Origin of the sequence: Sphingomonas sp. Leaf22, assembly GCF_001421715.1 — a bacterium.
Taxonomy (GTDB): Bacteria; Pseudomonadota; Alphaproteobacteria; order Sphingomonadales; family Sphingomonadaceae; genus Sphingomonas.
Genome location: NZ_LMKP01000041.1, coordinates 147,288 through 171,679, shown reverse-complemented (window position 1 = coordinate 171,679; position 24,392 = coordinate 147,288). Strand labels below are relative to the sequence as shown.

At 66.4% G+C, this 24,392-nt stretch carries 21 protein-coding genes, 1 other RNA gene and 1 pseudogene; 15 read left to right on the top strand and 8 right to left on the bottom strand.

The window, feature by feature from the left end; translation table 11 throughout:
- Positions 1-48: 48 nt before the first annotated feature.
- The 3 genes from ASE70_RS14505 to ASE70_RS14495 all read right to left on the bottom strand — a co-directional run bounded on the left by ASE70_RS14505 (position 49) and on the right by ASE70_RS14495 (position 4,089).
- Positions 49-486: a GNAT family N-acetyltransferase gene (locus ASE70_RS14505; protein ID WP_056506208.1), complete on the bottom strand. Its 438-nt coding sequence runs from the start codon at positions 484-486 to the stop codon at positions 49-51.
- Positions 487-646: 160 nt separating this feature from the next.
- Positions 647-2,143 carry an anthranilate synthase component I gene (gene trpE, locus ASE70_RS14500; RefSeq protein WP_056506205.1) on the bottom strand — a complete coding sequence of 499 codons (1,497 nt, stop codon included), beginning with the start codon at positions 2,141-2,143 and terminating at the stop codon, positions 647-649.
- Positions 2,140-4,089 (bottom strand): peptidylprolyl isomerase, encoded by a 1,950-nt coding sequence (locus ASE70_RS14495; protein ID WP_056506203.1) that lies wholly within the window; start codon positions 4,087-4,089, stop codon positions 2,140-2,142. Before ASE70_RS14495 ends, trpE begins: the two co-directional genes overlap by 4 nt.
- Positions 4,090-4,218: 129 nt before the next feature.
- On the opposite strand from ASE70_RS14495, the gene tpiA reads away from it, so the two are divergent.
- From tpiA to ffs, 3 genes are all read left to right on the top strand, one after another.
- Positions 4,219-4,965, top strand: a complete 747-nt coding sequence (gene tpiA, locus ASE70_RS14490; RefSeq protein WP_056506200.1) for a triose-phosphate isomerase — start codon at positions 4,219-4,221, stop codon at positions 4,963-4,965.
- A gap of 179 nt (positions 4,966-5,144) precedes the next feature.
- Positions 5,145-5,546, top strand: a complete 402-nt coding sequence (locus tag ASE70_RS14485) for a hypothetical protein (RefSeq protein WP_056506198.1) — start codon at positions 5,145-5,147, stop codon at positions 5,544-5,546.
- A 37-nt stretch (positions 5,547-5,583) separates the two neighbouring features.
- Positions 5,584-5,680, top strand: an RNA gene (ffs, locus tag ASE70_RS19355) — signal recognition particle sRNA small type.
- On the opposite strand, the gene ASE70_RS14480 is transcribed toward ffs, so the two are convergent.
- The 3 genes from ASE70_RS14480 to ASE70_RS14470 form a co-directional block, all read right to left on the bottom strand.
- The gene (locus tag ASE70_RS14480; RefSeq protein ID WP_156356285.1) at positions 5,679-6,983 is read right to left on the bottom strand and encodes a serine hydrolase; all 1,305 of its coding nucleotides are present in this window, start codon (positions 6,981-6,983) and stop codon (positions 5,679-5,681) included. The genes ffs and ASE70_RS14480 overlap by 2 nt on opposite strands.
- Positions 6,984-7,052: 69 nt before the next feature.
- Positions 7,053-9,032, bottom strand: coding sequence for a DNA topoisomerase IV subunit B (gene parE / locus ASE70_RS14475; protein WP_056506192.1), 1,980 nt, complete (start codon positions 9,030-9,032; stop codon positions 7,053-7,055).
- 343 nt (positions 9,033-9,375) lie between these two features.
- A complete protein-coding gene (locus ASE70_RS14470; RefSeq protein ID WP_056506189.1) occupies positions 9,376-10,170 on the bottom strand; it encodes a GcrA family cell cycle regulator in 795 nt (264 codons plus the stop codon).
- A gap of 104 nt (positions 10,171-10,274) precedes the next feature.
- Between ASE70_RS14470 and ASE70_RS14465 the strand changes: the two genes are divergently transcribed.
- The 7 genes and pseudogenes from ASE70_RS14465 (at position 10,275) to queE (ending at position 16,891) form a co-directional block, all read left to right on the top strand.
- Positions 10,275-11,093, top strand: coding sequence for an ABC transporter permease (locus tag ASE70_RS14465; protein ID WP_443024895.1), 819 nt, complete (start codon positions 10,275-10,277; stop codon positions 11,091-11,093).
- Positions 11,094-11,190: 97 nt separating this feature from the next.
- Positions 11,191-12,381, top strand: coding sequence for an aspartate aminotransferase family protein (locus tag ASE70_RS14460; RefSeq protein ID WP_056401293.1), 1,191 nt, complete (start codon positions 11,191-11,193; stop codon positions 12,379-12,381).
- Positions 12,382-12,530: 149 nt separating this feature from the next.
- A complete protein-coding gene (gene argF / locus ASE70_RS14455) occupies positions 12,531-13,448 on the top strand; it encodes an ornithine carbamoyltransferase (protein WP_056506186.1) in 918 nt (305 codons plus the stop codon).
- 602 nt (positions 13,449-14,050) lie between these two features.
- Entirely contained in the window at positions 14,051-14,965 is a 915-nt protein-coding gene (hslO, locus tag ASE70_RS14450; RefSeq protein WP_082451072.1) for an Hsp33 family molecular chaperone HslO, read from the top strand.
- A gap of 22 nt (positions 14,966-14,987) precedes the next feature.
- The gene (locus tag ASE70_RS14445) at positions 14,988-15,407 is read left to right on the top strand and encodes a hypothetical protein (protein WP_056506184.1); all 420 of its coding nucleotides are present in this window, start codon (positions 14,988-14,990) and stop codon (positions 15,405-15,407) included.
- A 147-nt stretch (positions 15,408-15,554) separates the two neighbouring features.
- A pseudogene (queC, locus tag ASE70_RS14440) lies at positions 15,555-16,259 on the top strand (7-cyano-7-deazaguanine synthase QueC); the annotation flags it as partial.
- Positions 16,256-16,891, top strand: coding sequence for a 7-carboxy-7-deazaguanine synthase (gene queE, locus ASE70_RS14435; RefSeq protein WP_056401283.1), 636 nt, complete (start codon positions 16,256-16,258; stop codon positions 16,889-16,891). The pseudogene queC and the gene queE, both read left to right, overlap by 4 nt.
- A gap of 27 nt (positions 16,892-16,918) precedes the next feature.
- Here queE and ASE70_RS14430 read toward each other — a convergent pair whose 3' ends face one another.
- Both ASE70_RS14430 and ASE70_RS20220 read right to left on the bottom strand, forming a co-directional pair.
- Positions 16,919-18,418, bottom strand: a complete 1,500-nt coding sequence (locus ASE70_RS14430; protein ID WP_082451071.1) for a sensor histidine kinase — start codon at positions 18,416-18,418, stop codon at positions 16,919-16,921.
- 91 nt (positions 18,419-18,509) lie between these two features.
- Positions 18,510-18,683, bottom strand: a complete 174-nt coding sequence (locus tag ASE70_RS20220) for a NepR family anti-sigma factor (RefSeq protein ID WP_162235990.1) — start codon at positions 18,681-18,683, stop codon at positions 18,510-18,512.
- Between the two features lie 237 nt (positions 18,684-18,920).
- On the opposite strand from ASE70_RS20220, the gene ASE70_RS14425 reads away from it, so the two are divergent.
- The 5 genes from ASE70_RS14425 (at position 18,921) to ASE70_RS14405 (ending at position 24,172) form a co-directional block, all read left to right on the top strand.
- Positions 18,921-19,727 (top strand): response regulator, encoded by an 807-nt coding sequence (locus tag ASE70_RS14425; RefSeq protein WP_056401471.1) that lies wholly within the window; start codon positions 18,921-18,923, stop codon positions 19,725-19,727.
- Positions 19,728-19,766: 39 nt separating this feature from the next.
- A complete protein-coding gene (locus tag ASE70_RS20450; protein WP_056506177.1) occupies positions 19,767-19,904 on the top strand; it encodes a hypothetical protein in 138 nt (45 codons plus the stop codon).
- A gap of 117 nt (positions 19,905-20,021) precedes the next feature.
- A complete protein-coding gene (locus ASE70_RS14415; RefSeq protein ID WP_056506174.1) occupies positions 20,022-20,657 on the top strand; it encodes a sigma-70 family RNA polymerase sigma factor in 636 nt (211 codons plus the stop codon).
- Between the two features lie 400 nt (positions 20,658-21,057).
- A complete protein-coding gene (locus ASE70_RS14410; protein WP_056506172.1) occupies positions 21,058-23,730 on the top strand; it encodes a bifunctional [glutamine synthetase] adenylyltransferase/[glutamine synthetase]-adenylyl-L-tyrosine phosphorylase in 2,673 nt (890 codons plus the stop codon).
- Entirely contained in the window at positions 23,711-24,172 is a 462-nt protein-coding gene (locus ASE70_RS14405) for a peroxiredoxin (RefSeq protein ID WP_056506169.1), read from the top strand. Before ASE70_RS14410 ends, ASE70_RS14405 begins: the two co-directional genes overlap by 20 nt.
- Positions 24,173-24,392: the final 220 nt, after the last annotated feature.

Below are 24,392 nucleotides of genomic sequence, written 5' to 3'. Positions count from 1 at the left end.
CGAGGCGGGTGTCCGACAGACCCGGCCTCCGCTCTGTCGACCGGACGCTCAGCCGGTCGCGATCGCGTAGGTATGGAACTGCGCGTCGCGCGTCCATCCGGCGCGCACATACAGCGCGTGTGCTGCGCTGTTATCGACCGCAGTCGCCAGCGACATCCGCGCCGCGCCGGAGTCGCGCGCGACGTCACATGCCGCATGCAGCAGCGCCGCGCCGACCCCGTGGCTGCGCAGCTCGGGCCGCACGAACAGGTCGTTCAGGATCATGGTCGGCCGCAGCCGCACCGACGAGAAACTCGGATATAGTTGCGCGAAGCCGGCATCGTCGTCGGCAAGCAGAAGGACCGACTGCGCCCGTTCGATCCGTTCGATCAGGAAAGCACGCGCGCCGTCGGGGTCGCTGTCCTGCTCGTAAAACTGCCGATACGCATCGAACAACGGGACGATGCGATCGATATCCTGCAACGTCGCACGGCGGATCGTACCCATGGCTTCCCTCGCTGACCGCGCGTCGGTGTCGACTTCCGCGCATACGCCGAATCACATTTCGTGCAGGGAATCGATCGATACCAATGGCTTGTACGACGCCTGCGGTCGCACGACTACGTCGCGCAACCTTAACGTAGCGCAAACTCCGCCCGTTTCGTGCCTATTGTCCGAAACGTGCCTTCGCGGCCTGTGCCACCGCCTCGCGCGCCGCCGCCAGCAGCGCGCCGGCCTTTGCCTCGCACTCGCGCTGTTCATATTCGGGCACGCTGTCGGCGACGATGCCCGCGCCCGACTGAACGTGCATGACCCCGTCCTTGACCACGGCGGTCCGCAGCACGATGCACGAATCCATCGATCCGTCGGGACTGAAATAACCGACCCCGCCGGCATAGGCACCGCGACGTTCACGTTCCAGCTCGGCGATGATCTGGCACGCCCGCACCTTGGGCGCGCCCGATACCGTGCCGGCCGGGAAGCCCGCGAACAGCGCGTCGAGCGCATCGGCGTCGTGGCGCAGCTTGCCCACGACGTTCGACACGATGTGCATGACATGGCTGTAGAATTCGACGGTATAGCTGTCGGTAACCCGCACGCTGCCGGTCGATGCGACCCGCCCGACATCGTTGCGGCCAAGGTCGAGCAGCATCAGATGTTCGGCCCGCTCCTTGGGATCGGCGAGCAGGCTGGTCCGGTTCGCTTCGTCCTCCGCCGCCGTCGCACCGCGCGGTCGCGTGCCGGCGATCGGCCGGATCGTAACCTCGCCATCGCGCAGCCGGACGAGGATTTCGGGGCTCGATCCGGTCAGCGCGAAGCCCGGCAGGTCGAGATGGTAGAGGAACGGCGACGGGTTGATCCGCCGGAGCGCCCGATACAATTCGAACGGCTCGAGCGGAAACGGGCTGGTGAAGCGTTGCGCCAGCACGACCTGAAAGATATCGCCCGCCGCGATATATTCCTTCGCCGCCGCGACCATCTCGCCATAGCGACCCGCGGGCAGGGTCGGCGTCAGCGCCATTTCCGGCGCTTCGGCCAGTCGCGCGGGCGCGGGCAGGGCGGCGGCGTCGAGCGCGGCGCCAGTCTCCTCGATCCGCTCGACCGCGCGCTCGACCGACGCCCCCGGCCAGACGGGCGCGACGACGAACAGCGTATCGGACAGGCGGTCGAACACCAGCAGCACCGTCGGCCGCACGAACATCATGTCGGGCAGGCCCAGCGCATCCTCGGCGGCTTGCGGCAACTGCTCGACCAGCCCGACCGTCTCATATCCGAAATAGCCGACCAGACAGGCCAGGGCCGGTGGCAGCGCGGCCGGCACCTCCATCCGGCACTCCCCGACCAGCGTGCGCAATGCTGTCAGGGTCGGCTCGGCGCAGGGCGCGAACGCATCGCGGTCGCTCAGCCAGTGCGGATTGATCGCTGCGTCATGCCCCTGCGCGCGGAACACCAGATCGGGGGCAAGGCCGAGCAGGCTGTACCGGCCCCGCACCGATCCGCCCTCGACCGATTCGAGCAGGAAGTCGCCGCGCCCCGGCTGGATCAGTTTCAGCGCGGCGGCGACCGGCGTTTCGGTATCGGCGACGCGGGTCGTCCACACCAGCGCCGGCCGGCCGGCGGTCAGCGCGACCTGCGCCGCCGCTACCCCAGAAACCGCGTTCATTGCGCAGCGGGGGTGGCCGTTCCGGCCAGTTCGTTCCGCAGGCGGCCGATCGCGGCAGCATTCTTGGTCACGCCGACCTGCCTGCGCACCGCCTCGACGAATTGTTCGGCATATTCATTGCCGCTGATCCGCCCCAGTTCACGACCGACGCCGGTGATCGCCGCCTTGTCGCCGCTCGCATCGCCGCGCGCGATCGAATCGAGATAGACGATGATCCATCCCTCGCCATCGGGCGCGGCGGTCAGTCGGGCCTTTTTCGGTGCCATCGAGAACATCAGCGACAGGGCTGGCGGCACCTGTGCCCCCAACTGCGACAATTGCAGGCGGGACGCGGTCACGGGACGCGGTGCGGGCAGGCGAGCCCCCGACTGCGCCACGGCGGTGTTCAGCGGCATGCCGCCATTCACCTTGGTCAGGATCTGCTGCGCGATCATCCGCGCCGCCTTCATCGCCTGATCCTTCAGATACTGGCCGACGACCTGCGCGCGAATGTCCGCCAGCGGACGCGGCGCGGCACGGGTCACGTCGCCGGTCGCGACCAGCGCGAAGGTGCCGTCGGCTTGGGTCTGCACGATCTGCGGCGCGTCACCGGCCTCGGCCGCGAAGCCGGCTTCGATGATCGGGGCCAGCGCCGGGTCGGGCTGGCCGGGCTTCATCGGGTCGATACCCTGCGCGGTGATCGGCGCGGTCGCTTGCGCAGTCAGCTTGGCATCGGCGACGATCTCGTCGAAAGTCGCGCCATCGGTGATGCCGCCGTCGATCTTTTCCTGCACCGCGCCCAGCGCCGTCGCGCTCTTGGTCTTCGTGAGTTCGGCGATGAGTTCGGGGCGGGCCTGCTCGATCGTCTTGCCGGGCACCTGGGTGATCGTATCGACCTTCAGCACCACGAAGCCGAGCGGCGAGCGTACCGGGCCGACCACCGCACCCTGTTGCGCGGCGAAGGCGGCGGCGGCGATTTCGGCCGAGGTCCGCGCGGCGAACTGACCCTGGGTCTGGCCGGTCAGCGTGGTCGCTTCCAGCCCGAGCGGCGCGGCGGCGGCCGAAACGCTCTGGCCGTTGCGAACCGCCTGCGCGACGCGGTTCGCCGCCGCCTGATCGGCGACGACCACCTGCGATATCGTGCGGGTCTGCGACGGTGCGAACCGTGCGGCGTTGGTGCGATACGCGGTCTGCACCTCGGCATCGGTCGGCGCGGATTGTGCCGCTACGCTCGCCGGGCTGATGATCGCATAGCGGAGCACCCGGCGTTCCGGGATCGTGTAGCGACCGCGATTGGCGGTGTAATAGGCCTGCAACTGCTGATCGGTCGGCGCGGCCGGGGCGGGCAGCGCCGCGGTCGGCACGATCGCGACCTGTCCGGTGCGCGCTTCCTTCGACAGCGAGGCATAGGGCAGCGCCAGCTGCTGCGGCATGAAGCTGTTCTCGACCGTGCGGGCGAGCATCAGCCGGGTCAGCACCGTCCGGCGGAAATCGTCGCGCAACTGTTGCGGGGTGATCCGGGCGCGGGCCAGCGCCTGATCGAACGCCTGCTGGCTGAATTTCCCGTCCAGCCCCTGGAACGCGGGCAGGCTGGCGATCTGTCCGTCGATATAGCGGTCGCTGACGGCCAGCCCGTGATCCTTCGCGAACTGCATCAGCGCCGAATCCGAAATCGCCCGCTCCAGCGATCCTTCGAACCCGCCCGCCGCGATATATTGCGCGGCGGTCAGCCCCGGCTGACGCTGCGCGGCATTCTGAACGTCGTTCTGGATCCGCTCGCGCAGTGCGACGTCGCCGATCTCCTGATCGCCGACCTTCGCCACCGCCGCGCCGCCACCGCCCATCGATGCGGGGCGCAGGCTCTGGAGATCCGCCATCGCAAACCCGATGGCGATCGTCACCAGCAGTAGCAGGCCGATGAAGATGCCGACCTTCGACTTGGTCATGCGCCTGAAGAAACCGAGCATCCGTCCAACCGATCGCGAGGAATGAAAGGAGGCTGCTTTAGAGACGGGCCGCCGCCGCTTCAAGGTTGCGCGGACCGCCAGACACGCTATCGGCTGTAGAACATGTAAAACGGGCTGGGAGCCGGAACGATGAGTCGTCGCAAGCTGGTCGCGGGGAACTGGAAGATGCACGGGCTGCGGGCGCAACTGGCCGAGATCGAGGCGATCGATGCCGCCGCCGCCGCCGCGCCGGGCGTCGATGTCGCGCTGTGCGTGCCGGCCACGCTGGTCCACCACGCGGCCGAGATCGCCAAATCGGTGCAGATCGGTGGACAGGACGTGCATGCCAACGACCGCGGCGCGCATACCGGCTGCCTGTCGGCCGAGATGTTGCGCGAGGTCGGGGCACAGGTCGTGATCGTCGGCCATAGCGAGCGCCGCACCGACCAGAACGAAACCAGCCACGACGCATGGGCCAAGGCCGCCGCCGCCCGCAGGCAGGGTCTGGCCGTGATCCTGTGCTGCGGCGAGACCGAGGCGGAACGCGACGCCGGCCGCGCCGAACGCGTGGTGCAGGCGCAGATCGAAAAATCGGTGCCCGAAGGTGCCAGCGGCGACTGGTTCACGCTCGCCTACGAACCGCGCTGGGCAATCGGCACCGGCCGCACGCCGTCGGCCGACGAAATCGCGCAGGTCCATGCGATCGCCCGCGCCAAGCTGCGCCAGATGGTGGGCGATGCCGCCGACGGCATCCGCATCCTCTATGGCGGATCGGTCACCGGTGCCAATGCCGGATCGATCCTGTCGATCGAGGATGTCGACGGGGCGCTGGTCGGTGGGGCCAGCCTGACCGCTTCGAAGTTCGTGCCGATCATCGAAGCTGCCGCCGCGCTGTAAGAGTCCGTTTGGAAATGCGCCGGCACCGCCTGTGAAACTCGCTCTACCGCGAGTTTTCAAACAGCCTTCAGGTTGGCAGGGAGCGGACGGGCGGTCGACTGCGTTGATCGTCCGTCAGCGCACGTTCAGTTACGATCGCGTATGAACGTGCGGATCGCTCTTTCCCGGGACCCTACGCCATGCGCCTACCGATCCTGATCCTCGCTTCCGCCCTGATCGCCAGCCCGGTCATCGCACAGGACCGCGTCGCGGCCAGCGAGGCGGAACTGGCGCGCATCGTCGAGGGGCGGACGATGGGCAAGCCGGTGGATTGCATCAACCTGCGCGACATTCGATCGAGCGAGATCGTCCCAAATATCGGGATCGTCTATCGGATGAACAACGGCACGTTGATGGTCAACCGGCCGGCCGGTGGCACGATCGCCGACCGGGACGACATCCTCGTAACCCGCACGATCGGAACGCGATTGTGCCGGATCGATATCGTCACGCTGGTCGACCGCAATTCGCAGATGTTCAGCGGGTCGCTGTCGCTCGACGATTTCGTCCCCTATTCGCGACTGCCGCGCAAGGTGAACTGACGGACTTGCGTCGGCGCGACGCTTCGCCCATATGGCGCGCGGGAGTCGGGCGGACGATGCCGTCGCCAACCCGGTCAGGTCCGGAAGGAAGCAGCCGCAACGATTTCGCAGCGGGTCGTCCGGCTCCCACCTCTATCGCTGCGCGGCAAGGTCCAGCGCGCGACCCATCAACGCCGTGAACCGCAGCGTATCGACCGGTTTCGCCGGATCGTTGACGCCGCCCGACATCGCGTACCAACCGCCGTCCTTGCCCTGCAGCAGGAACGTCATGGTGAGTACGCCCGGCTCCGACCCGCCCTTGTAACCGACATAGCGCCAGTTCGCCGCCGGTTCGGCAAGGCCGGGGTTTTTCGACAGGACGGCGCGGAGGTCCGCCCCTGCCGATCCGTCGAAGTGCCGTCGCAGCCAGTCCATCGTCCGCACCAGATCGTTCGGGCTGGCGAACCATTCGATCTGTTCGATGCGCAGCGGCTTGCCGTCCTGAAACAGATTGGCGGGAATCGCCGCGATCGGCGTGTCGCGAACCGGCCCGTCGAGGAACGCGCGACGCTGCGCCGTCGGCAGCGCCAGATACCGGGTTCCCAGCGCGCCGCCCTCGACGCCCTTCAGCTTGAACATTTCGAGGGTGCCGAGGAACGGGACGTTGCGCGTCCCGCCATCGGTCATGCCGACGACGGGCAACATCGCCTCGACCTTCTGCCGGCCGAGCTGGAACAACAGGATATCGGTCGCGCTGTTGTCGCTGACCGAAATCATCCGTTCGGCGAGGTCGCGGAACGGAACCCGCGTTCCCTTCGGCTGCTGGGCATAGCCGCCGCCCGGCAGCGCCGATCCGTCGAGCGTGACGACGTCGCTCCATTTCCGCTCGCCTGCCTCGATCGATCGCACCAGTTCGGCGAGGATCACGAGTTTGAACGCCGAACCGATCGCGAGCGGTGTGGACGCCGCATGGCTCTGGAGCGGTTGCGGGGCACCGCTGCCGAGCCTGGCAAGGGTGAAGCCACCATGGCCGGGCAGGGCGGCGACCTGTTCGACGACGGCGTCGATCGTCGCGGCGACCGGACCGCGCGGTTCGATTCCGCGGGTCAGGAGGCCGGTGATCGGGTGCGCTCCGTTCGGGTCGATCGCGACATCGGCATTCAGGACGCCGCGATCATAGCCGATGCGGATTCGTGCCGACCACGGCCCGGTCGGCTGCACCGCCTCGACACCGGTCGGCTTGCCGAGCGCCTGCGTCAGTTGCGCGCCGATCGCGTCGAACTGCGCCCGCGGCACGGCGGTGCGGAAGGACGGCGCGAAGACCGAATCATAGTCGCCCCGACCGGAGAGGATCGCCACGACGTCACGCGCCCGGCGCTCGACCTCGGCATTTGCGGCCGGTGCCGGTGCGGGTGCCGTCTGTGCTGCCGCTGCCATCAGGAACGTTGCCGCCAGCATTCGAATTCCCCCTTGTCCCCTGATCCGAGGGTGGCGAATGCCGTGCCGACCGTCAACTGAGGCGGAGGTTCAGGCGTCGATGACTTCGTCGTCGAGCCGCGCGGCATTCTCCTGAATGAAGGCGAAGCGGTGCGCGGGGTTGGTGCCCATCAACCGGTCGACCAGATCCTTGACCGCCGCACGCTCCTCATATTCCTGCGGCAGGGTGATGCGGATCATGCTGCGCGTCTTCGGGTCCATCGTCGTTTCGCGAAGCTGGCCGGGGTTCATCTCCCCCAGCCCCTTGAACCGGCCGACCTCGACCTTCTTGCCGCGAAACGCGGTGCGTTCCAGCTCGGCGCGGTGCGCATCGTCGCGGGCATAGAGCGACCTGGCTCCCACCGTCAGCCGGTACAGCGGCGGCTGCGCCAAATAGAGGTGTCCGCGCCGCACGACCTCCGGCATTTCCTGGAAAAAGAAGGTCATCAGCAACGTCGCGATATGCGCGCCGTCGACATCGGCGTCGGTCATGATGACGATACGCTCGTAGCGCAGCGCATCGGGCTGACAGTCCTTGCGCGTGCCGCAGCCCATGGCGAGGACCAGATCGGCGATTTCCTGATTGGCGAGGATCTTGGCACTGGTCGCGGAGGCGACGTTCAGGATCTTGCCGCGGATCGGCAGGATCGCCTGCGTCTTGCGGTCGCGCGCCTGCTTGGCCGAACCACCCGCCGAATCACCCTCGACGATGAACAATTCGGTGCCGGCGGGGTCGTCGGAGGCGCAATCGGTCAGCTTGCCGGGCAGGCGCAGCTTGCGCGACGACGTCGCGGTCTTGCGCTTGACCTCGCGTTCGGCCTTGCGGCGCAGGCGTTCGTCCATCCGGTCGAGCACGAGGCCGAGCAGCGCCTTGCCCCGGTCCATATTGTGGCTGAGGAAATGGTCGAAATGGTCGCGTACCGCCTTTTCGACGAGGCTCGCCGCCTCGACGCTGGTCAGGCGATCCTTGGTCTGGCTCTGGAATTGCGGTTCGCGAATGAACACCGACAGCATCAGTTCGCAGCCGACCGTCACGTCGTCGGCGGTCATGTCCTTGGCGCGCTTGTTCCCCACCAGATCGGCGAACCCGCGCAGGCCCCGGACCAGCGCCTGCCGCAACCCCTGTTCATGGGTGCCGCCATCGGGGGTCGGGATGGTGTTGCAATAATAGCTATAGCTGCCGTCGCTCCATAGCGGCCATGCGACTGCCCATTCGACCCGGCCCTGTTCGCCCGGAAAATCCTGTCGACCGGTGAAGAAATCGGCGGTCGCACATTCGCGGCCGCCAATCTGTTCGCGCAGATGGTCGGCAAGGCCGCCGGGGAACTGGAAGACGGCTTCGGCGGGTACGTCCGTGCCGGCGACCAGCTCGGGCGCACATTTCCAGCGGATTTCGACGCCGGCGAACAGATAGGCTTTCGACCGCACCAGCTTGTGCAGCCGCGCGGGCTTGAACTGAAGATCGGCGAAGATTTCGGCATCGGGCGTGAACGCGACCAGCGTGCCGCGCCGATTGGGGGCCGCGCCGACATGTTCGAGCGCGCCGAGCGTCTGCCCCTGCGAGAAACGCTGGCGATATAGCTGCCGGTCGCGCGCGACCTCGACCACCGTATCCACCGACAGCGCATTGACGACCGAGATGCCGACGCCGTGCAGGCCGCCCGACGTGGCATAGGCCTTGCCCGCGAACTTGCCGCCCGAATGCAGCGTCGACAGAATGACTTCGAGCGCCGATTTGTCGGGAAATTTGGGGTGCGGATCGACCGGGATACCGCGACCGTTGTCGATGATCGTCAGCCGGTTGCCGACGTCCAGCTGCACTTCGATCCGGTTCGCATGACCGGCGACCGCTTCGTCCATCGCATTGTCGAGGACTTCGGCAGCCAGATGGTGCAGCGCGCGTTCGTCGGTGCCGCCGATATACATGCCCGGCCGGCGGCGGACCGGCTCCAGCCCCTCCAGCACCTCGATCGACGACGCGTCATAGGCGGGCTGGGAAGGGACGTTCGCTTCGAACAGATTTTCGGCCATGCGGGGCGTATAGAACGAAACGGGGTCATCCGCAAAGCGGGGGTGGGGGGGGTAGAAATGATCGCCATTCAGCGGCTGATGCCAGTTCTCCCCTCCCTGGAAGGGAGGGGCTGGGGGTGGGTTGGCCCGTTGGCGGGCGTGACCCTCCCTCGCTGGCCGACCCACCCCCGACCCCTCCCTTTCAGGGAGGGGAGCAGATCGCTAGCGCCATGGGCTTATGTCGATCTGCGTTGGGAATGTGCTGGCGGGCATGGGCGAAGCCCATGCCGTCGGTCGCGGCTTTGACCGCGCCGGCCGCGCTGATCGCTGGTTGCGCGGCCGAGCTTTGCTCGGCCTTGCGCGATCAGCGAACCCTAGGCCCACCATACGGCAACGGCGGCGGCGGGCGGCGGTCGCGGCGGGGCAGCTGCGCCTGATAGGCATGGCCGCAATGCGCGACGCAGTACGGGAAGCCCGGATTGACCTTGTCACCGCAGAAATGGAAATCGGGTTCGCCCGGATGGCCGATCGGCCATTTGCAGATTCGGTCGTTCAGATCGAGCAACGTCGTCTTGCCCGCGATCGCATCGCTCGGCCGGGCCGGGACCAGACGGCGCGGCGGGGCAGGGGTCAGCGGTGCGGTCTGTTCACCCGGATTCTGCCGCAGGAAACCGCCGGGACCGACCGAGCGCATGACCGGCATGTCGCGCTGTTTCGGAGCAGCGGGTGCGTCATCTTCCGCTTCTTCCTCTTCCTCCTCGTCGGCGTCATCGGCGCTGACGGGAAGGGCCGTGAACGGATCGTCCTCGACCGGGGGCTTCGGAGCGGCCGGCTTGGGCGCGACCGGTTCGGCGGCGACCACCGGCGCGGGCTTGGGTTCGGGCGCAGGTTTCGGTTCAGGCGCGGGCTTGGGCGCAGGCGGCGCGGCCTCGACTACCGGAGCCGGCTCGACCGGAGCGGGCTTGGGGGCAGCGGCGGCGGCCTTCGACGCGTCGTTCGACCGCACCGGCGACGGGCGCGATTGCAGGCCCAGACGATGCGCCTTGCCGATCACCGCGTTCCGGCTGATCCCGCCGAGCTCCTCGGCGATCTGGCTGGCGGTCATCCCCGATTCCCACATCTTGGCCAGTGTCGCGATGCGTTCTTCGGTCCAGCTCATGCCCGTCCTTGTCCTTCATATTCCAGTGGCGCCCGGACGACCTTGATCCTTGCCGCCGCCCTCGCCAGCGATTAGGCGACACAGCCATGCAGGAACAATCCCCGTTGCGCGCAAAAATCGTCCTTGCCGACCCCGGCGTGCCGGTCATCCGGAACGTCAACTGGGGCGGCCTGCGCACGCTCTATATCAAGGAGGTGCGCCGCTTCTTCAAGGTGCAGCTTCAGACCATCTGGGCACCGGCGGTCACGACGCTGCTGTTCCTCGTCATCTTTTCGGTGGCGATGGGTGGGGCCGGGCGGTCGGTACTGGGCGTGCCGTTCCCCGATTTCGTCGCACCGGGGCTGATCGCCATGGCGATGCTCAACAACGCCTTCGCCAATTCCAGCTTCGCGCTGCTGGTCGGCAAGATTCAGGGGACGGTGGTCGATTACCTGATGCCGCCCCTGTCCACCGGTGAATTGCTGGCGGCGCTGGTCGGCGGGGCGGTGACGCGCGCGTTCCTCGTCGGGATCGTGCTGTGGTTCGCGATGCTGCTCTATCCCGGCGTCCACGTCATGCCGCGCCATCCCGGTGCCGTGCTGTGGTTCGGGCTGTTCGGATCGACCTTCCTCGCGCTCGCCGGGGTCATGACCTCGATCTGGGCGGAAAAGTTCGACCACGCCGCCGCCATCACCAATTTCGTGATCGGGCCGCTGACCCTGTTGTCGGGTACCTTCTATTCGGTCGAATCGCTGGCACCGCATTTCCGGACGATCAGCCACCTGAACCCGTTTTTCTACATCATCTCCGGCTTCCGCTACGGTTTCCTCGAACGTGCCGACTCGCCGGTGCTGCTGGGCGGCGCGGTGATCCTCGCGGTCGATATCGCGATGGCGATCGGCTGCTATGCGCTGCTGCGGTCGGGGTGGAAGCTCAAGAATTGACGTAAGCCCCTCGGGGGCGGTACAGCGCCGCTCCGGGCGGTCCGGTTGACCGCCCTTTTGCGTTTTCAGCGCCGATATTTCTCAAAGGAGCAGTTCGATGACGACCCCCGCACTGATGCCCGTCTATCCACGGTGCGGCGTGCGTCCGGTCCGAGGCGAGGGCTGCTACCTGTATGGCGAGGACGGCACCGAGTATCTCGATTTTGCCGCCGGCATCGCCGTCAACGCGCTCGGCCATGGCCATCCGCACCTGACCAAGGCGATCCAGGAACAGGCCGCGACCCTGATCCACGTCAGCAACCTGTACGGCAGCCCGCAGGGCGAGGCACTGGCGCAGCGGATCGTCGACAACAGCTTTGCCGACACGGTGTTCTTCACCAATTCGGGTGCCGAAGCGGTCGAATGCGCGATCAAGACCGCGCGCCGTTTCCACTTCGCCAACGGCAATCCGCAGCGGCACACGCTGATTACCTTCAATCAGGCGTTTCACGGCCGGACGCTCGGCACCATTTCGGCGACCAATCAGGCCAAGATGCGCGACGGGTTCGAACCGCTTTTGCCGGGCTTCCGCTATGCCGAGTTCAATGATCTCGAAGGTGCACTCGCGCTGATCGACGACAATACGGCAGGGTTCCTCGTCGAGCCGATCCAGGGCGAGGGCGGCCTGCGTACCGCGACGCCCGAGTTCCTGACCGGCCTGCGCAAGGCCTGCGACGAGCACGGCCTGTTGCTGGTGCTGGACGAGGTGCAGTGCGGCTATGGCCGGACCGGCACGTTGTTCGCCCACGAACACTATGGCGTGACGCCCGACATAGTTTCGTCGGCCAAGGGGATCGGCGGCGGCTTTCCGTTCGGTGCATGCCTTGCGACCGCGGAAGCGGCCAAGGGCATGGTGTTCGGCACGCATGGTTCGACCTATGGCGGCAATCCGCTGGCGATGGCGGCGGGGCAGGCGGTGCTCGACGTGATGCTCGAACCCGGCTTCTTCGACCATGTGAAGGCGATGGGCGACCGGCTGCGCGCCAGCCTCGAACAGATGATCCCGAACCACGACCACCTGTTTCAGGAGATTCGCGGCAAGGGGCTGATGCTCGGCATCAAGCTGAAGTCCGACAGCCGCCGCTTCGTCGCGCATCTGCGCGACCAGCACCAGTTGCTGACGGTCGCGGCCGGCGACAATGTCGTCCGCGTCCTGCCGCCGCTGGTGATCGAAGAGCGCCACATCGCGGAAGCCGTCGAAAAGCTGTCCGCCGCCGCCCGGGTCTACGTGCCCGTCGCCGACGATTGATTGAACCATTCCTCCCCATCACAGATGGGGAGGGGGACCAGCCGCAGGCTGGTGGAGGGGGGAACGCCCCATGCGACACGCCGGTGGAGGCCCCTCCACCATGCTGCGCATGGTCCCCCTCCCCATCTGCGATGGGGAGGACTGAAAAAATGCGCCATTTCCTCGATCTAGCCTCGGCCGGTGCCGACGGCATCGCCGCCATTCTCAACGACGCGCTCGATGCGAAGGCCGCGCGCAAGGGCTGGCCGAAGGGGCGGGCCGATGCCGATGCGTCGCTCGCCGGGCATACGCTCGCCTGCGTGTTCGAAAAGTCGTCGACCCGGACGCGCGTGTCGTTCGACATGGCGATGCGCCAGCTGGGCGGGTCGGCGCTGGTGCTCGACGCCGGCACCACCCAATTGGGCCGCGGTGAGACCGTCGCCGACACCGCGCGCGTCCTGTCGGGATATTGCGACGCGATCATGGTCCGGACCGACGATCCCGCCAAGCTGGACGAGATGGTCCGCTATGCCTCGGTCCCGGTTATCAACGGCCTGACCGACCATTCGCATCCGTGCCAGATCGTCGCCGATCTGCTGACGGTGATCGAAGCGGGCAAGGCATTGCCGGGCACCAAATGGGCGTGGTTGGGCGACGGCAACAACGTGCTGCATTCGATCGTCGAGGCGGGCGCGCTGATGGGGTTCGACGTCGTCGCCGCCTGTCCCGAAGGCTATGATCCCTCGGCAGACGTCGTGGCGTCGGCAGACGGTCGCGCGACCGTCACCCGCGACCCCGTCGCGGCCGTGCGGGACGCCGATGTCGTCGTCACCGATACCTGGATTTCGATGGGACAGGCGCATGCCGAGCAGAAGCTGGCGGCAATGGCCCCGTATCAGGTCGATGCGGCACTGATGGCGCATGCCAGGGCCGATGCGGTATTCCTCCACTGTCTTCCCGCGCATCGCGGCGAAGAAGTCACGCCCGACGTCATCGACGGGCCGCAGTCGCTGATCTGGCCCGAGGCCGAGAACCGGCTGCATGCGCAGAAGGCGATCCTGCGCTGGTGTTTCGGTCTGGTAGGCTGAGCCGACCGGCCGCGCTGGTTCTTGTAGATCGGCAATCGGTACTTCGTTCGGTGTGGGGCGGGGGCGCGTAATACGATCCGCCTCTGCCATTGGAAATCCGGTCCGGTACGTCGAGTAATGACAGGACGGTTCGATCGGCTATCGAGCCACGCTGATGATGGAACCGACTGCCGTTCATCATCGTCACCCCGGGCGTGACCGAGACCTTTGCGAAAGCACCGATCTTGGCCCCCTGCTGTACCCCCGCGCAGGCGGGGGTCCAGAGTTTAAGGCGCAAGCCGTTGTTCTGCTTTGCTCTGGACCCCCGCCTGCGCGGGGGTACGGCTCGGTTTGGTTGGCGCGCGACGTTTGCAGAGGTCTCGACTTGACCCAGGGTCCCGCTTTTTACGCACCGTCATCGAAGAACAGCGGGATTCCGGGTCGAGCCCGGATGACGATGTCGATGGTACGAGCCTCAATTCCAGATCCCCAAATCGAACCGTCCGAACCCGATTATTTCGCAGTCGCAACATAGCGCAAAGCGCTTGCGGAATCGCTGGCGGGCTCCCATGTGAGTGATCGATCACAGTTTGCCCGAATGTCGGGCCACGGGGAGCCTGATTTTGTCCGATACCGTCCGTCTGCCTGACCTCGATCGTGCGATCGGGTTCACGCTGCCCGATCATCACGCGCGCGGTCGCGTCGTGCGACTGGGTCCGGTGGCGCAGTCGATCCTCGCTGCGCACGCCTATCCCGCGCCGATCGAGAAGTTGCTGGCCGAAACGCTGGCGCTGACGGCGTTGCTCGGCACGACGCTGAAAGAGGCAGAGGGGCAGTTGACGCTTCAGGCGCAGACGCAGGGCGGGATCATCCGCCTGATGGTGTGCGACTACAAGCATGGCGAACTGCGCGGCTATGTCGATTTCGACGCCGATCGTCTGGCCGAACTGGGCGAGGACCCGTCGCTGTTCGCGATGTTCGGCCAGGGCTATTTGGCGATCACGTTCGACCAAGTGACGTCGGGCGAGCGCTATCAGGGGATCGTTCCGCTCGACGGTGATTCGATCGCGGCGGCGGCGGAAAGCTACTTCCTGCAATCCGAACAGATCCCGTCGCTGGTTCGGCTCGGAATCGGCGTCGACGATAACGGGCAGCGCATCGCCGGCGGCATCTTCCTGCAACATCTGCCCGAGGGGGAGGAAGGTCGCGAACGGCTGCACGTTCGCCTCGACCATCCCGAATGGCATCATGTCGAGGCGCTGGGTTTGACCATGGGACCCGACGAACTCGCCGATCCGATGGTGCCGCTGGAAACGCTGGTCTGGCGGCTGTTCAACGAGGAACGCGAAGTCCGCATCCTCGCCACCACCGACCTGTCGCGCGGGTGCCGATGCGACCGCGACTATATCGCCGGCGTGATCTCGCGCTTCCCCGAGGAAGAGCGCGCGGCGATGGCGGACGAGAACGGGATCATCACCGTCGACTGCGCCTTCTGCGCGACGAAATTTCCGCTGGCAGTGGCCGACATCGCATCCTGACGCGAGCGGTAAGGGGGACGTGATGGCGAGTAGGTCGATATACCGGGTCGCGGCGGCGCTGGTGCTGGCATCGGGGGCAGCGATGGCGCAGCCTGCCGCCGCACCGACGTTGACGGCGATGCGTGCGGTCACGCCGGGCGACTGGTCGCTGCGCGAGGCCGGATCGCCCGAGGCAGCACGGACGAGTTGCTTTGCCGATCCGGCGGCCTTTCTGCGACTGCGGCTGCGCAGCGCGCAATGCAGCCGGTTCGTGATCGAGAATACGGCTCGCGTATCGACCGTTCATTATACCTGTCCCGGCATCGGCCACATCCGCACGACGGTCCATGTCGATACGCCGCGCTCGCTGCGGATCGAGAGCGAGGGGATCGCCGACGGCATGCCGTTCGCGGATGCCTATGAAGCGCGGTGGGTCGGCAGTTGCGCGCGTCGTGCGCGTTAACCCTATGTTTAGGCCAGGCGCGTTATACGAAATGCGTGTCCGGTTGGGCACGCATGTTTCCCCTAAAGCATGGAACCCTCCGGGCCGCGTCATCGCGGCCCGCTCTTTTTCCGGCGGTTGCCCTGACCTCCCGAAAGTCTTAGCGAGCGCAGCATGACGAATTCTCCCCTCAGCGTGGTGCTGGTGTCGGGCGGGCTCGACTCGATGGTGTCGGCGGCGCTGGCACGCGAGGCGGGTCACCGGCTGCTGGCCCTGTCGATCGATTACAACCAGCGCCATCAGATCGAATTGGCCGCGGCCAGGCGCATCGCCGAGTCGCTGGGGGTCGAACGCCATGTCATCCTGCCGCTCGACCTGTCGGCGTTCGGCGGTTCGGCGCTGACCGACCTGTCGATCGACGTGCCCAAGGACGGCGTGGGCAACGACATTCCGGTCACCTACGTCCCGGCGCGCAACACCATCTTTCTCAGCCTCGCGCTCGGATGGGCCGAGGCGGCGGGCGCGCGCGATCTGTGGATCGGGGTCAATGCGCTCGACTATTCGGGCTATCCCGATTGCCGCCCGGATTTCATCGCCGGGTTCGAGGCGCTGGCCGAACTGGCGACCCGCGCCGGCAGCGACGGTGCCCGCTTCCGCATCCATGCGCCGCTGCAACACATGACCAAGGCCGATATCGCGCGCGAGGCGGATCGACTTGGCCTCGATGCCGCGATGAGCTGGACCTGCTACGACCCGGTCGGCGATCTGCATTGTGGACGCTGCGACAGTTGCCGCCTGCGCGCGCGTGGCTTTGTCGAGGCCGGTCTGCCCGATCCCACCCGCTACGCCGAAACGCCCGACACCGGCCGATGACCTATTCGGTCAAGGAGATGTTCCTTACCCTGCAGGGGGAGGGGGTGCATGCCGGGCGGCGCGCGGTGTTCGTCCGCTTTGCCGGGTGTAATTTGTGGACCGGTCGGGAGGTCGATCGGGAGAACGCGATCTGCCGGTTTTGCGATACCGATTTCGTCGGCACCGACGGCGTCGGCGGGGGCAAGTTTCCCGATGCGGTGGCGTTGGCGACAACGGTCGCCGGTCATTGGGGGCCGGAGCCGGCGCGGCGTTTCGTGGTGCTGACCGGCGGCGAGCCGATGTTGCAGATCGACGATGCGCTGGTCGACGCGCTGCACGCCGAGGGTTTCGAGATCGCGATCGAGAGCAACGGCACGATCGCCGCCCATCCCGGCATCGACTGGGTCTGCATCAGTCCGAAGGCGGGCAGCGACGTCGTGCAGCGCAACGGCGACGAACTGAAGCTCGTCTGGCCGCAAATCGGCATCGATGTCGATGCGATCGAACAGTGGGATTTCGTCCATCATCTTGTCCAGCCGATGGACGCGATCGGACAGGAAGCGTTCAACCGCGACGAAGCGGTCGCCTTTGCCATGGCCCGCCCGCGCTGGCGGCTGTCGCTGCAAACCCACAAGCTCTTGGGATTGCGCTGAACCGATCATCGATCCGGCGCGACCGTTTTACGCCGTCTTCGCCGCGATCGTGATCTCGTACGCGCCAATCAGCGGATCGTGGTGCAGCGGCGCGCGCAACTGTCGCGACAGGCCAAGGATGATCCGGCCATAGCGCGTCGCGACCAGCGCATCGAGCTCCTCGCTCTCGACCAGCGACGGCGAACTCGCCCGCAGCACCGCGGTGTCGCTGCCGGCGACCGGACGCAGCGAGATGCCGATCTGCGCCTGCGGGTTCACCGACACCGCCAGTTCGATCAGTTCGGTCAGCAGGAACGAGACGGCGACCGCGACGTCCTGCGTCACCAGCACCTGTTCGACGTTCAGCGTGATGCCGATCTTGGCCGTATCGGTCGATGAGGTTGCGCGGATGTTCGACGCCAGCTCGCCGATGACCGATTTCAGTTCCAGCCCGCGATTTTCCTCCATCTCGGCATAATGATGCCGGTGCACGACGGCGAGCGCATCGACCCGCCGCTGGATGGTGGCATAGGCATCGGACGCCGCGGCGCCATGCGCGCTACGGGCATGAAAGTTGATAAGGCTGGCAATGACTTGCAGGTTGTTCTTGACGCGGTGATGTACCTCGCGCGTCAATTTGGTCTGGCGTACCAGACCGTCGGCCATCGATTGCTCGTGGCGCTCGACGGTGTGCGTCAGTTCCTGGAACGTCTCGCCCAGATCGGCGATTTCCTGCGCCGGGATCGCGCCCAGATTGACGTCGGCCATCGGATGTCCCGGCCGATACCGCTCGATATCGTCGCGCAGTTGCCGCAACGGCCGGATCAGCAGCCGGTCGACCACGAACCAGCCGATACCGGTCGCGGCGAACCACATCACCAGCGGCAGCAGCATCGCGACGATGATCGACGACGTGATCGGCGCGCGACGTACCGCCATCGTAAAGGCGAGGTCGTCGATGCTGAGCGGGATGCTGACCTGCTCCAGCCGCTCGATCCCGGTTTCGGGTGGTAGCGTCGACAGGCTGAGACCTGCCTCGCCGCCATGGACGATGCCGCTTTCGAACGGCAAGGCGAAGCCGCTGGGTTGCGACTTGTCGCGCAGCAGCGCGGCCGGAAAGAACGCGACCGCGCGGGATTCGTTGGTGCCGCGAATGTCGAGGACGACGCCCGTATCGGGTACGACCTGCGCGCGCACCCCGCCTGCGTCCGGGGCTCCGACCATGCGGACCGGAATGGCCATCCCGCAAACCAGCCGGCCGTCCGCCGAATAGATGCCGAAGCGGGCGCCGGCCGACGCCTGCTCCGCAAACACCCCTTCGACCCGTGCGCAGCTGGGCGAGTTCGCGGGATCGGAGGACAATGCGGTCATCGCCACGCGCAGGGCGGTCATGTCGCCGCCGAGCTCGATGGCGATACCACGCGACGCTTCGGTTGCCGCGACCCGAAGCCTTGCGCGCAAATCTACATCGGCGATCCGCGACGTCTGCAAGGTGGCGAACAGGGCGATCAGCGCAAGCGGAAGGAGCGCCGCGCTGAGGATGAGCATCAGCTTGGCACCCGTCGGAAACCGACGAAGCGCGGCAGCCGCGCTGGGCGACTTCCGCTTGACTGGTACGGGGGTGTTCACACTGCCGAGGCTATTTTAGCTTGTTCAACAGATCGAGCATCTCGTCGGGGACCGATTCACCGGCCGCATCCTGATAGACGGCACGCAACGCGTTCCCCAGGCTGGACGTATCTTTCTTGTCCGGTTGCGTCGTCGCCGCAGACTTTGCGGTCGACCGCCGAGCCGAATTTTCGCCATCCTTCACGAAGCTGTGCCTTCCCCCGACGCCCGGACATGTGCCGGCACGAATACCAACTGCCGACCGGCATCAAGACGGACTTGATTCAGCATGTCGGGCGGACAGGAAACAAAAGACGTGCTCGTTGGTTCCATGCCACGACGCGAACTCGGGGGAGGCGTCTTTCCCGCGCCGTATCGTTTCAGAACGCAGTGCATGAACCGGCTTCCCCGCCGGATCGTGACGAAGGAGACCTATCTGACCATGTCGCTCGGACAGCAGCTTGCGCCGCATCTTCCCTTCCTCCGGCGCTATGGCCGAGCACTCACAGGGAGCCAGAGCGAGGGCGACCAGTATGTCCGCGCGACGCTGGAGGCGATCGTCGCGGCACCGGAAGAATTTCCGCGTGACGTCGATCCGCGCCTGGGCCTGTATCGCACGTTCCAGGCGATCTGGGCGTCGTCGCAGCCCGAGGCGTTCGGTGCGGCCAGCGCCTCGGGGACCGAGATCGAGGCTATCGCGCAGGCACGGCTTTCGCGGATCGCCCCGCTGTCGCGGCAGGCATTGCTGCTGACGGCGATGGAAGGTTTCACGACCGAAGACGCCGCGTATCTGATCGAAGCGACGCCGGAAGAAGTCGAGGAGCTGGTCGCCGAAGCCCTGCGCGAGATCGAGCAGCAGACGCGTTCGCGGGTGATGATCATCGAGGATGAGCCATTGATCGCGATGGACCTCGAACAGATCGTTCGCGATCTGGGCCATGAAGTCACCGGTGTCGCGGTTACCCGTGACGAGGCGGTAGCCCTCGCGATGCAGGACCGGCCCGGCCTCGTCCTCGCCGATATCCAGCTGGCCGACGACAGCTCGGGCATTGATGCGGTCAAGGATATCCTGTCCGAATTCAACGTCCCCGTAATTTTCATCACCGCATTCCCCGAGCGTCTGCTGACCGGCGAGCGTCCCGAACCGACTTTCCTGATCACCAAGCCGTTCCAGCGGTCGACGGTGAAGGCGGCGATCAGTCAGGCGCTGTTCTTCGATGAAGCGACCGTCCCGGAAGCGGCGGAATAACGGTACGGACCCAAAACGTTTTTCGGGGATTGATAGGCCATGGCAGACGATCACGAACGCATCCATGTCAGCGCAACCGACGCGCGAGCCGGTTCGACGCCCGGCGTTACCCGCTACGTTTTGGGCGTATCGCTGGTCGTGGTGATCGCGGTCATGGCGTATATCCTGCTGGCCTGAAGCCATACTCGGTTCGGGACGAAACGGTTCGTCCCGGTTCCGCTGGCAATCGTCTCACGCGCTTCCTATGTTCGGCTTTGCCCGACATCGGGCCGACTGCGTATCGAACGGATAAGAATGACTGAATCCGACATCACCGAGGACGCGGCAGGCGCGGTGCAGGAGCACGTCGCGCTTTCCGATCCTGAGTTCAAGAAGCAGCTGGCACAGGTAATCCCGCATCTGCGCGCGTTCGGACGTTCGCTGTCGGGCAGTCGCGATCTGGCGGATGATCTGGTCCAGGAAACGCTGTTGAAGGCGTGGGCGGCACGGCAGCGATTCCAGGCCGGCACGAACATGCGGGCATGGACCTTCATCATTCTGCGCAACCTGTATTTGTCGCAGATGCGCCGGGCGCGCTTCAAGGGCGAGTGGGACGATCTGGTCGCCGACCGTATTCTTGCCGCACCGGCCAGTCAGGATCGCCACGTCGAACTGGCGGATATGCAGCGGGCATTGCTGCACCTGCCGCAGCCGCAGCGCGAAGCGCTGATTCTGGTCGGCGCTGGCGGCTTTGCCTACGAAGAGGCTGCCGAAATCTGCAATGTGGCGGTGGGTACGATCAAGAGCCGGGTGGCGCGCGGTCGCGTCGCACTCGAAGCCTTGATGACCGAAGGCAAGCTGCCATCGCGCGCTGAACAGCCGGACAATGGTGGTCAGACGGTGCTGGATACGATCATGGGCGAGGTCGATGATTTGAGCCGTGATCGTTGACCCGCTGATTGCCGGGTAATCCAATGACGGCGCTATGGCCGCTTCGAAGGCCGGTACCCGTCGCGCGGTCTCGACCCGATACGATTAGTCGGCATTGACGGAGCTCGAAGCTTCGCCGTGCCGGCCAGTAACATCGTTCAGTGATCCGTTTCATCCAGACGCCGGAGGCACTCGACCAATGGTCTCGGCAGTCGGCTATCGCGGTCGAACACCTGCCGCAACGCGCGCCCGACACCATCGGTCGGCAACGGACTGCGCACGACCGTTCCGCGATCGGACGGTACAGCGCCAAGGGTCGGTTGTGTTGCCATGAAGTTTCCAACGTGTGCATTCGCGTTTCGTTTCAATAGGTGAGGCGATAGGATGGGTATGTTTTCCGTTCTTGGAGCCCGATCCAGCGATGCACCTGCCGCCCGAACTGATCGATCGCGTCCGTCACGGCTCCCCGTTCCTGTCGGTCCTGATCGATCGCGAGGCAGCGTTTGTCGACCGGTTGCCGGGGTTCGACGTCGATGCGCTGGCGGCGGTCGCTGCCGATCCCGATCTCCCGCTGGCACAACGCTTGCGCATCGAACGGCGGCGGACCGCGCTGCTGGTCGCGCTCGGCGACCTGTCGGGTGCGTATGATCTGCGACGCGTGACGCGGACGTTAAGCGACTTTGCCGATAGCGCGTTGCACCGGGCGATCGTGGCGGCGATCGGGGAACGGACCCCGGGAGCCGAGCCGGTCGGGTTCGCCGCGATCGGGCTGGGCAAACAGGGCAGCCATGAGCTGAACTATTCGTCCGATATCGACCCGATCCTGCTCTACGACCCAGCGATATTGCCGCGGCGCGAGCGCGACGATCCGGTCGAAGCGGCGGTGCGGATCGGCAAGCGCGTCGTCGAGCTGCTCCAAGCGCGCGACGGCGACGGTTATGTCCTGCGCGTCGATCTACGGCTGCGCCCCTCGCCCGAAGCGACGCCGATCGCGCTGCCGGTCGATGCGGCGGTCTCCTATTACGAATCGGCGGCGCTGCCATGGGAGCGGGCGGCGTTCATCCGCGCGCGGGCGGTGGCGGGCGATACCGCGCTCGGCAATCGCTTCCTCGACGCGATCCGGCCGTTCGTCTGGCGGCGCGCGCTCGATTACGGCGCGATCGGCGAGATCCGCGACATCACGCGCCGAATCCGCGATCATTATGCGCAGGGGCAGGCGTTCGGACCCGGTTATGACCTGAAGCGCGGGCGCGGCGGTATCCGGGAGGCGGAGTTTTTCGCGCAGGTGCATCAACTGGTGCATGGCGGGCGCGATCCGGCACTGCGGGCACCGGCGACGCTCGACGCTTTGGCCGCGCTCGCGGCGGGCGGGCGGATTTCCGCGGACGAGGCGCGGGTGATGGCCGATGGCTACACGCTGTTCCGCACGATCGAACACCGGTTGCAGATGGTCGACGATCGACAGACCCACAGCCTGCCCGATCAGATCGACGCCCTCGACCGGGTCGCACGGCTGCATGGGGTTGCTGACGGGCAGGCGTTGCTCGACCTGATGGCACCGCACGTCGCAGCAGTCGGTGCCGTTTACGACCAGCTCGACGGCGCATCCACTCCCGGCTTGCCGGTCGACCCCCAGTCCCTTGCCGACCGGCTCGAAACGCTCGGCTTCGCATCGGGCGAGCAGGTGGCGCGGCGGATCGCCGACTGGCGCAGCGGGGCCTATCCGGCGTTGCGCAGTCCGGCGGCGCGCGCGGCGCTGGAGGACGGCTTGCCCGGCCTGATCGCCGGGCTGGCGACCGCAGCGGATTCCCACGCGGCGTTGCTTCGGCTCGACGCGATGCTGGCGCGCCTGCCGAGTGCGATCAACCTGTTCCGCCTGCTGGAGGCACAGCCCGCGCTTGCGCGGTTGCTCAGTACGATCCTGTGCCATGCACCGACATTGGCGGAGGCACTGGCGCGGCGGGCGACATTGCTCGACGGGCTGATCGATGCCCGCGCGCTCGAACCGGTCGGATCGGTTGCCGAACTGGCCGCCGAAATGACGGTGCGGCGGGCCGAGGGATATGAACGGCTGCTCGATCACGTTCGCGACGTCGTCAATGAAAAGCGGTTCATGCTGGGGGTGCAGGTGGTGGCCGGGACCGGCGATCCGCTCGCGGTGGCCGATGGCTATGCGCGGGTGGCGGAGGCGGCGGTACAGGTGCTGGCGACGGCGACGGTCGACGAATTCGCGCAGCGGCATGGCCGGGTGCCCGACAGCGAATTGATCGTGCTGGCGCTGGGGCGGCTGGGCGGCGGGGCGCTGACCCACGCCTCCGACCTCGATCTGGTCTATTGCTTTACCGGCGATTTCTCGGCGGAATCGGATGGTCCGAAGCCATTGGGGGCTGTGCTCTATTACAACCGGCTGGCGCAGCGTCTGACCGGTGCCCTGTCGGTACAGACCGCCTCGGGACCGCTGTACGACGTCGATACGCGGTTGCGGCCATCGGGCGCGCAAGGCCCCCTGGTCGTGTCGCTCGCCGGCTTCGAACGCTATCAGCGGGAGGATGCATGGACGTGGGAGCATATGGCGCTCGCCCGTGCGCGACCGATTATGGGATCGCCCGAGGGACGTGCGGCGGCGGCAGTGATCATCGCTCGCGTGCTGGCGGGCGACCGGCCCGATCGTGACGTCGCGGCGGAAGCGGTAGCGATGCGCGCCGACATGGCCCGGCACAAACCGCCCGCCGGCCCGCTCGATGCCAAGCTGTCGCCCGGCGGTCTGGTCGATCTGGAGTTCGCGGTGCATGTCACCCAGCTGCTGAGCGGGAAGGGGCTGTCGCCGCGTCTCGGCGAAGCGATCGATGCACTGGTCGCGATCGGGCGGTTGCCGGCCGGGCTGCGCGACGCCCATGATTTCCTCACCCGCCTGATCGTCACCATGCGGCTGGTCGCGCCGGATGCGCAGGTCCCGCCGGAAACGACGCAGCCGATTTTGGCGGCCGCACTGGGCTGCAGCGACTGGCCCGCACTGCTTGTCAGACTCGATGCCGCACGGCAGGTGGTCCATGAAACCTGGCAGGAGATTGTGAATGGCACTGGCGATCGGTGATACGCTGCCCGACGGCAAATTGACGCTGGCGGATGGGACGCCGCTGTCGTTGCGGGAACGGCTAAGGCGTCCGCTGGTCGTGTATTTCTACCCGAAAGCGGACACGACCGGCTGTACGCGCGAAGCGCAGGATTTCTCGGCACTTGCCGACGATTTCGAACAGTCCGGGGCAGATGTGTTTGCCATTTCGCGCGATACGCCGGCCAAGCTCGCACGGTTCGCCGAAAAACATGGCCTGACCGTAACCCTCGCGAGCGACGGGGACGGCAGCGTGTGCGAGGCGTTCGGGGTATGGGGTGAAAAGCAGATGTACGGCCGAACCTACATGGGCATCGAGCGGGCGACATTCCTGTTCGACGCGAACGGCCGGCTGATCCGCGAATGGCGCAAGGTAAAGGTCGCCGGCCACGCCGCGGACGTCCTTTCCGCCGTTCAATCGTAAGCCCGACGAATCGATTGCATCGGCACCGGACGCACCGTTCGGCATGAACGCGGCTGGTTCGATCACATGGTTAAACGGCTGGCCGCGCCAGTACGACGCTTTACCGCGCGGTTCGGGCCGGACGCTTGCGCAAGGGCACCGCTATCCGGCATCTCCTCATTCCGTCGACGTGCGGTGGGGCAAAACCGTCGGGACATGGGAGTTCATCGGTCGTGTCGGC

Bases quoted from the DNA above. Each gene is read 5' to 3' on its own strand.
- ASE70_RS14495 (WP_056506203.1), bottom strand. From the start codon at position 4,089: ATGCTCGGTTTCTTCAGGCGCATGACCAAGTCGAAGGTCGGCATCTTC.
- tpiA (WP_056506200.1), top strand. From the start codon at position 4,219: ATGAGTCGTCGCAAGCTGGTCGCGGGGAACTGGAAGATGCACGGGCTG.
- ASE70_RS14415 (WP_056506174.1), top strand. From the start codon at position 20,022: ATGACTGAATCCGACATCACCGAGGACGCGGCAGGCGCGGTGCAGGAG.
- ASE70_RS14470 (WP_056506189.1), bottom strand. From the start codon at position 10,170: ATGAGCTGGACCGAAGAACGCATCGCGACACTGGCCAAGATGTGGGAA.
- ASE70_RS14425 (WP_056401471.1), top strand. From the start codon at position 18,921: ATGTCGCTCGGACAGCAGCTTGCGCCGCATCTTCCCTTCCTCCGGCGC.
- trpE (WP_056506205.1), bottom strand. From the start codon at position 2,143: ATGAACGCGGTTTCTGGGGTAGCGGCGGCGCAGGTCGCGCTGACCGCC.
- ASE70_RS14480 (WP_156356285.1), bottom strand. From the start codon at position 6,983: ATGCTGGCGGCAACGTTCCTGATGGCAGCGGCAGCACAGACGGCACCC.
- ASE70_RS14410 (WP_056506172.1), top strand. From the start codon at position 21,058: ATGCACCTGCCGCCCGAACTGATCGATCGCGTCCGTCACGGCTCCCCG.
- ASE70_RS14460 (WP_056401293.1), top strand. From the start codon at position 11,191: ATGACGACCCCCGCACTGATGCCCGTCTATCCACGGTGCGGCGTGCGT.
- argF (WP_056506186.1), top strand. From the start codon at position 12,531: ATGCGCCATTTCCTCGATCTAGCCTCGGCCGGTGCCGACGGCATCGCC.
- ASE70_RS14445 (WP_056506184.1), top strand. From the start codon at position 14,988: ATGGCGAGTAGGTCGATATACCGGGTCGCGGCGGCGCTGGTGCTGGCA.
- parE (WP_056506192.1), bottom strand. From the start codon at position 9,032: ATGGCCGAAAATCTGTTCGAAGCGAACGTCCCTTCCCAGCCCGCCTAT.
- ASE70_RS20450 (WP_056506177.1), top strand. From the start codon at position 19,767: ATGGCAGACGATCACGAACGCATCCATGTCAGCGCAACCGACGCGCGA.
- queE (WP_056401283.1), top strand. From the start codon at position 16,256: ATGACCTATTCGGTCAAGGAGATGTTCCTTACCCTGCAGGGGGAGGGG.
- ASE70_RS14505 (WP_056506208.1), bottom strand. From the start codon at position 486: ATGGGTACGATCCGCCGTGCGACGTTGCAGGATATCGATCGCATCGTC.
- ASE70_RS14485 (WP_056506198.1), top strand. From the start codon at position 5,145: ATGCGCCTACCGATCCTGATCCTCGCTTCCGCCCTGATCGCCAGCCCG.
- ASE70_RS14405 (WP_056506169.1), top strand. From the start codon at position 23,711: ATGGCACTGGCGATCGGTGATACGCTGCCCGACGGCAAATTGACGCTG.
- ASE70_RS14430 (WP_082451071.1), bottom strand. From the start codon at position 18,418: ATGCTCATCCTCAGCGCGGCGCTCCTTCCGCTTGCGCTGATCGCCCTG.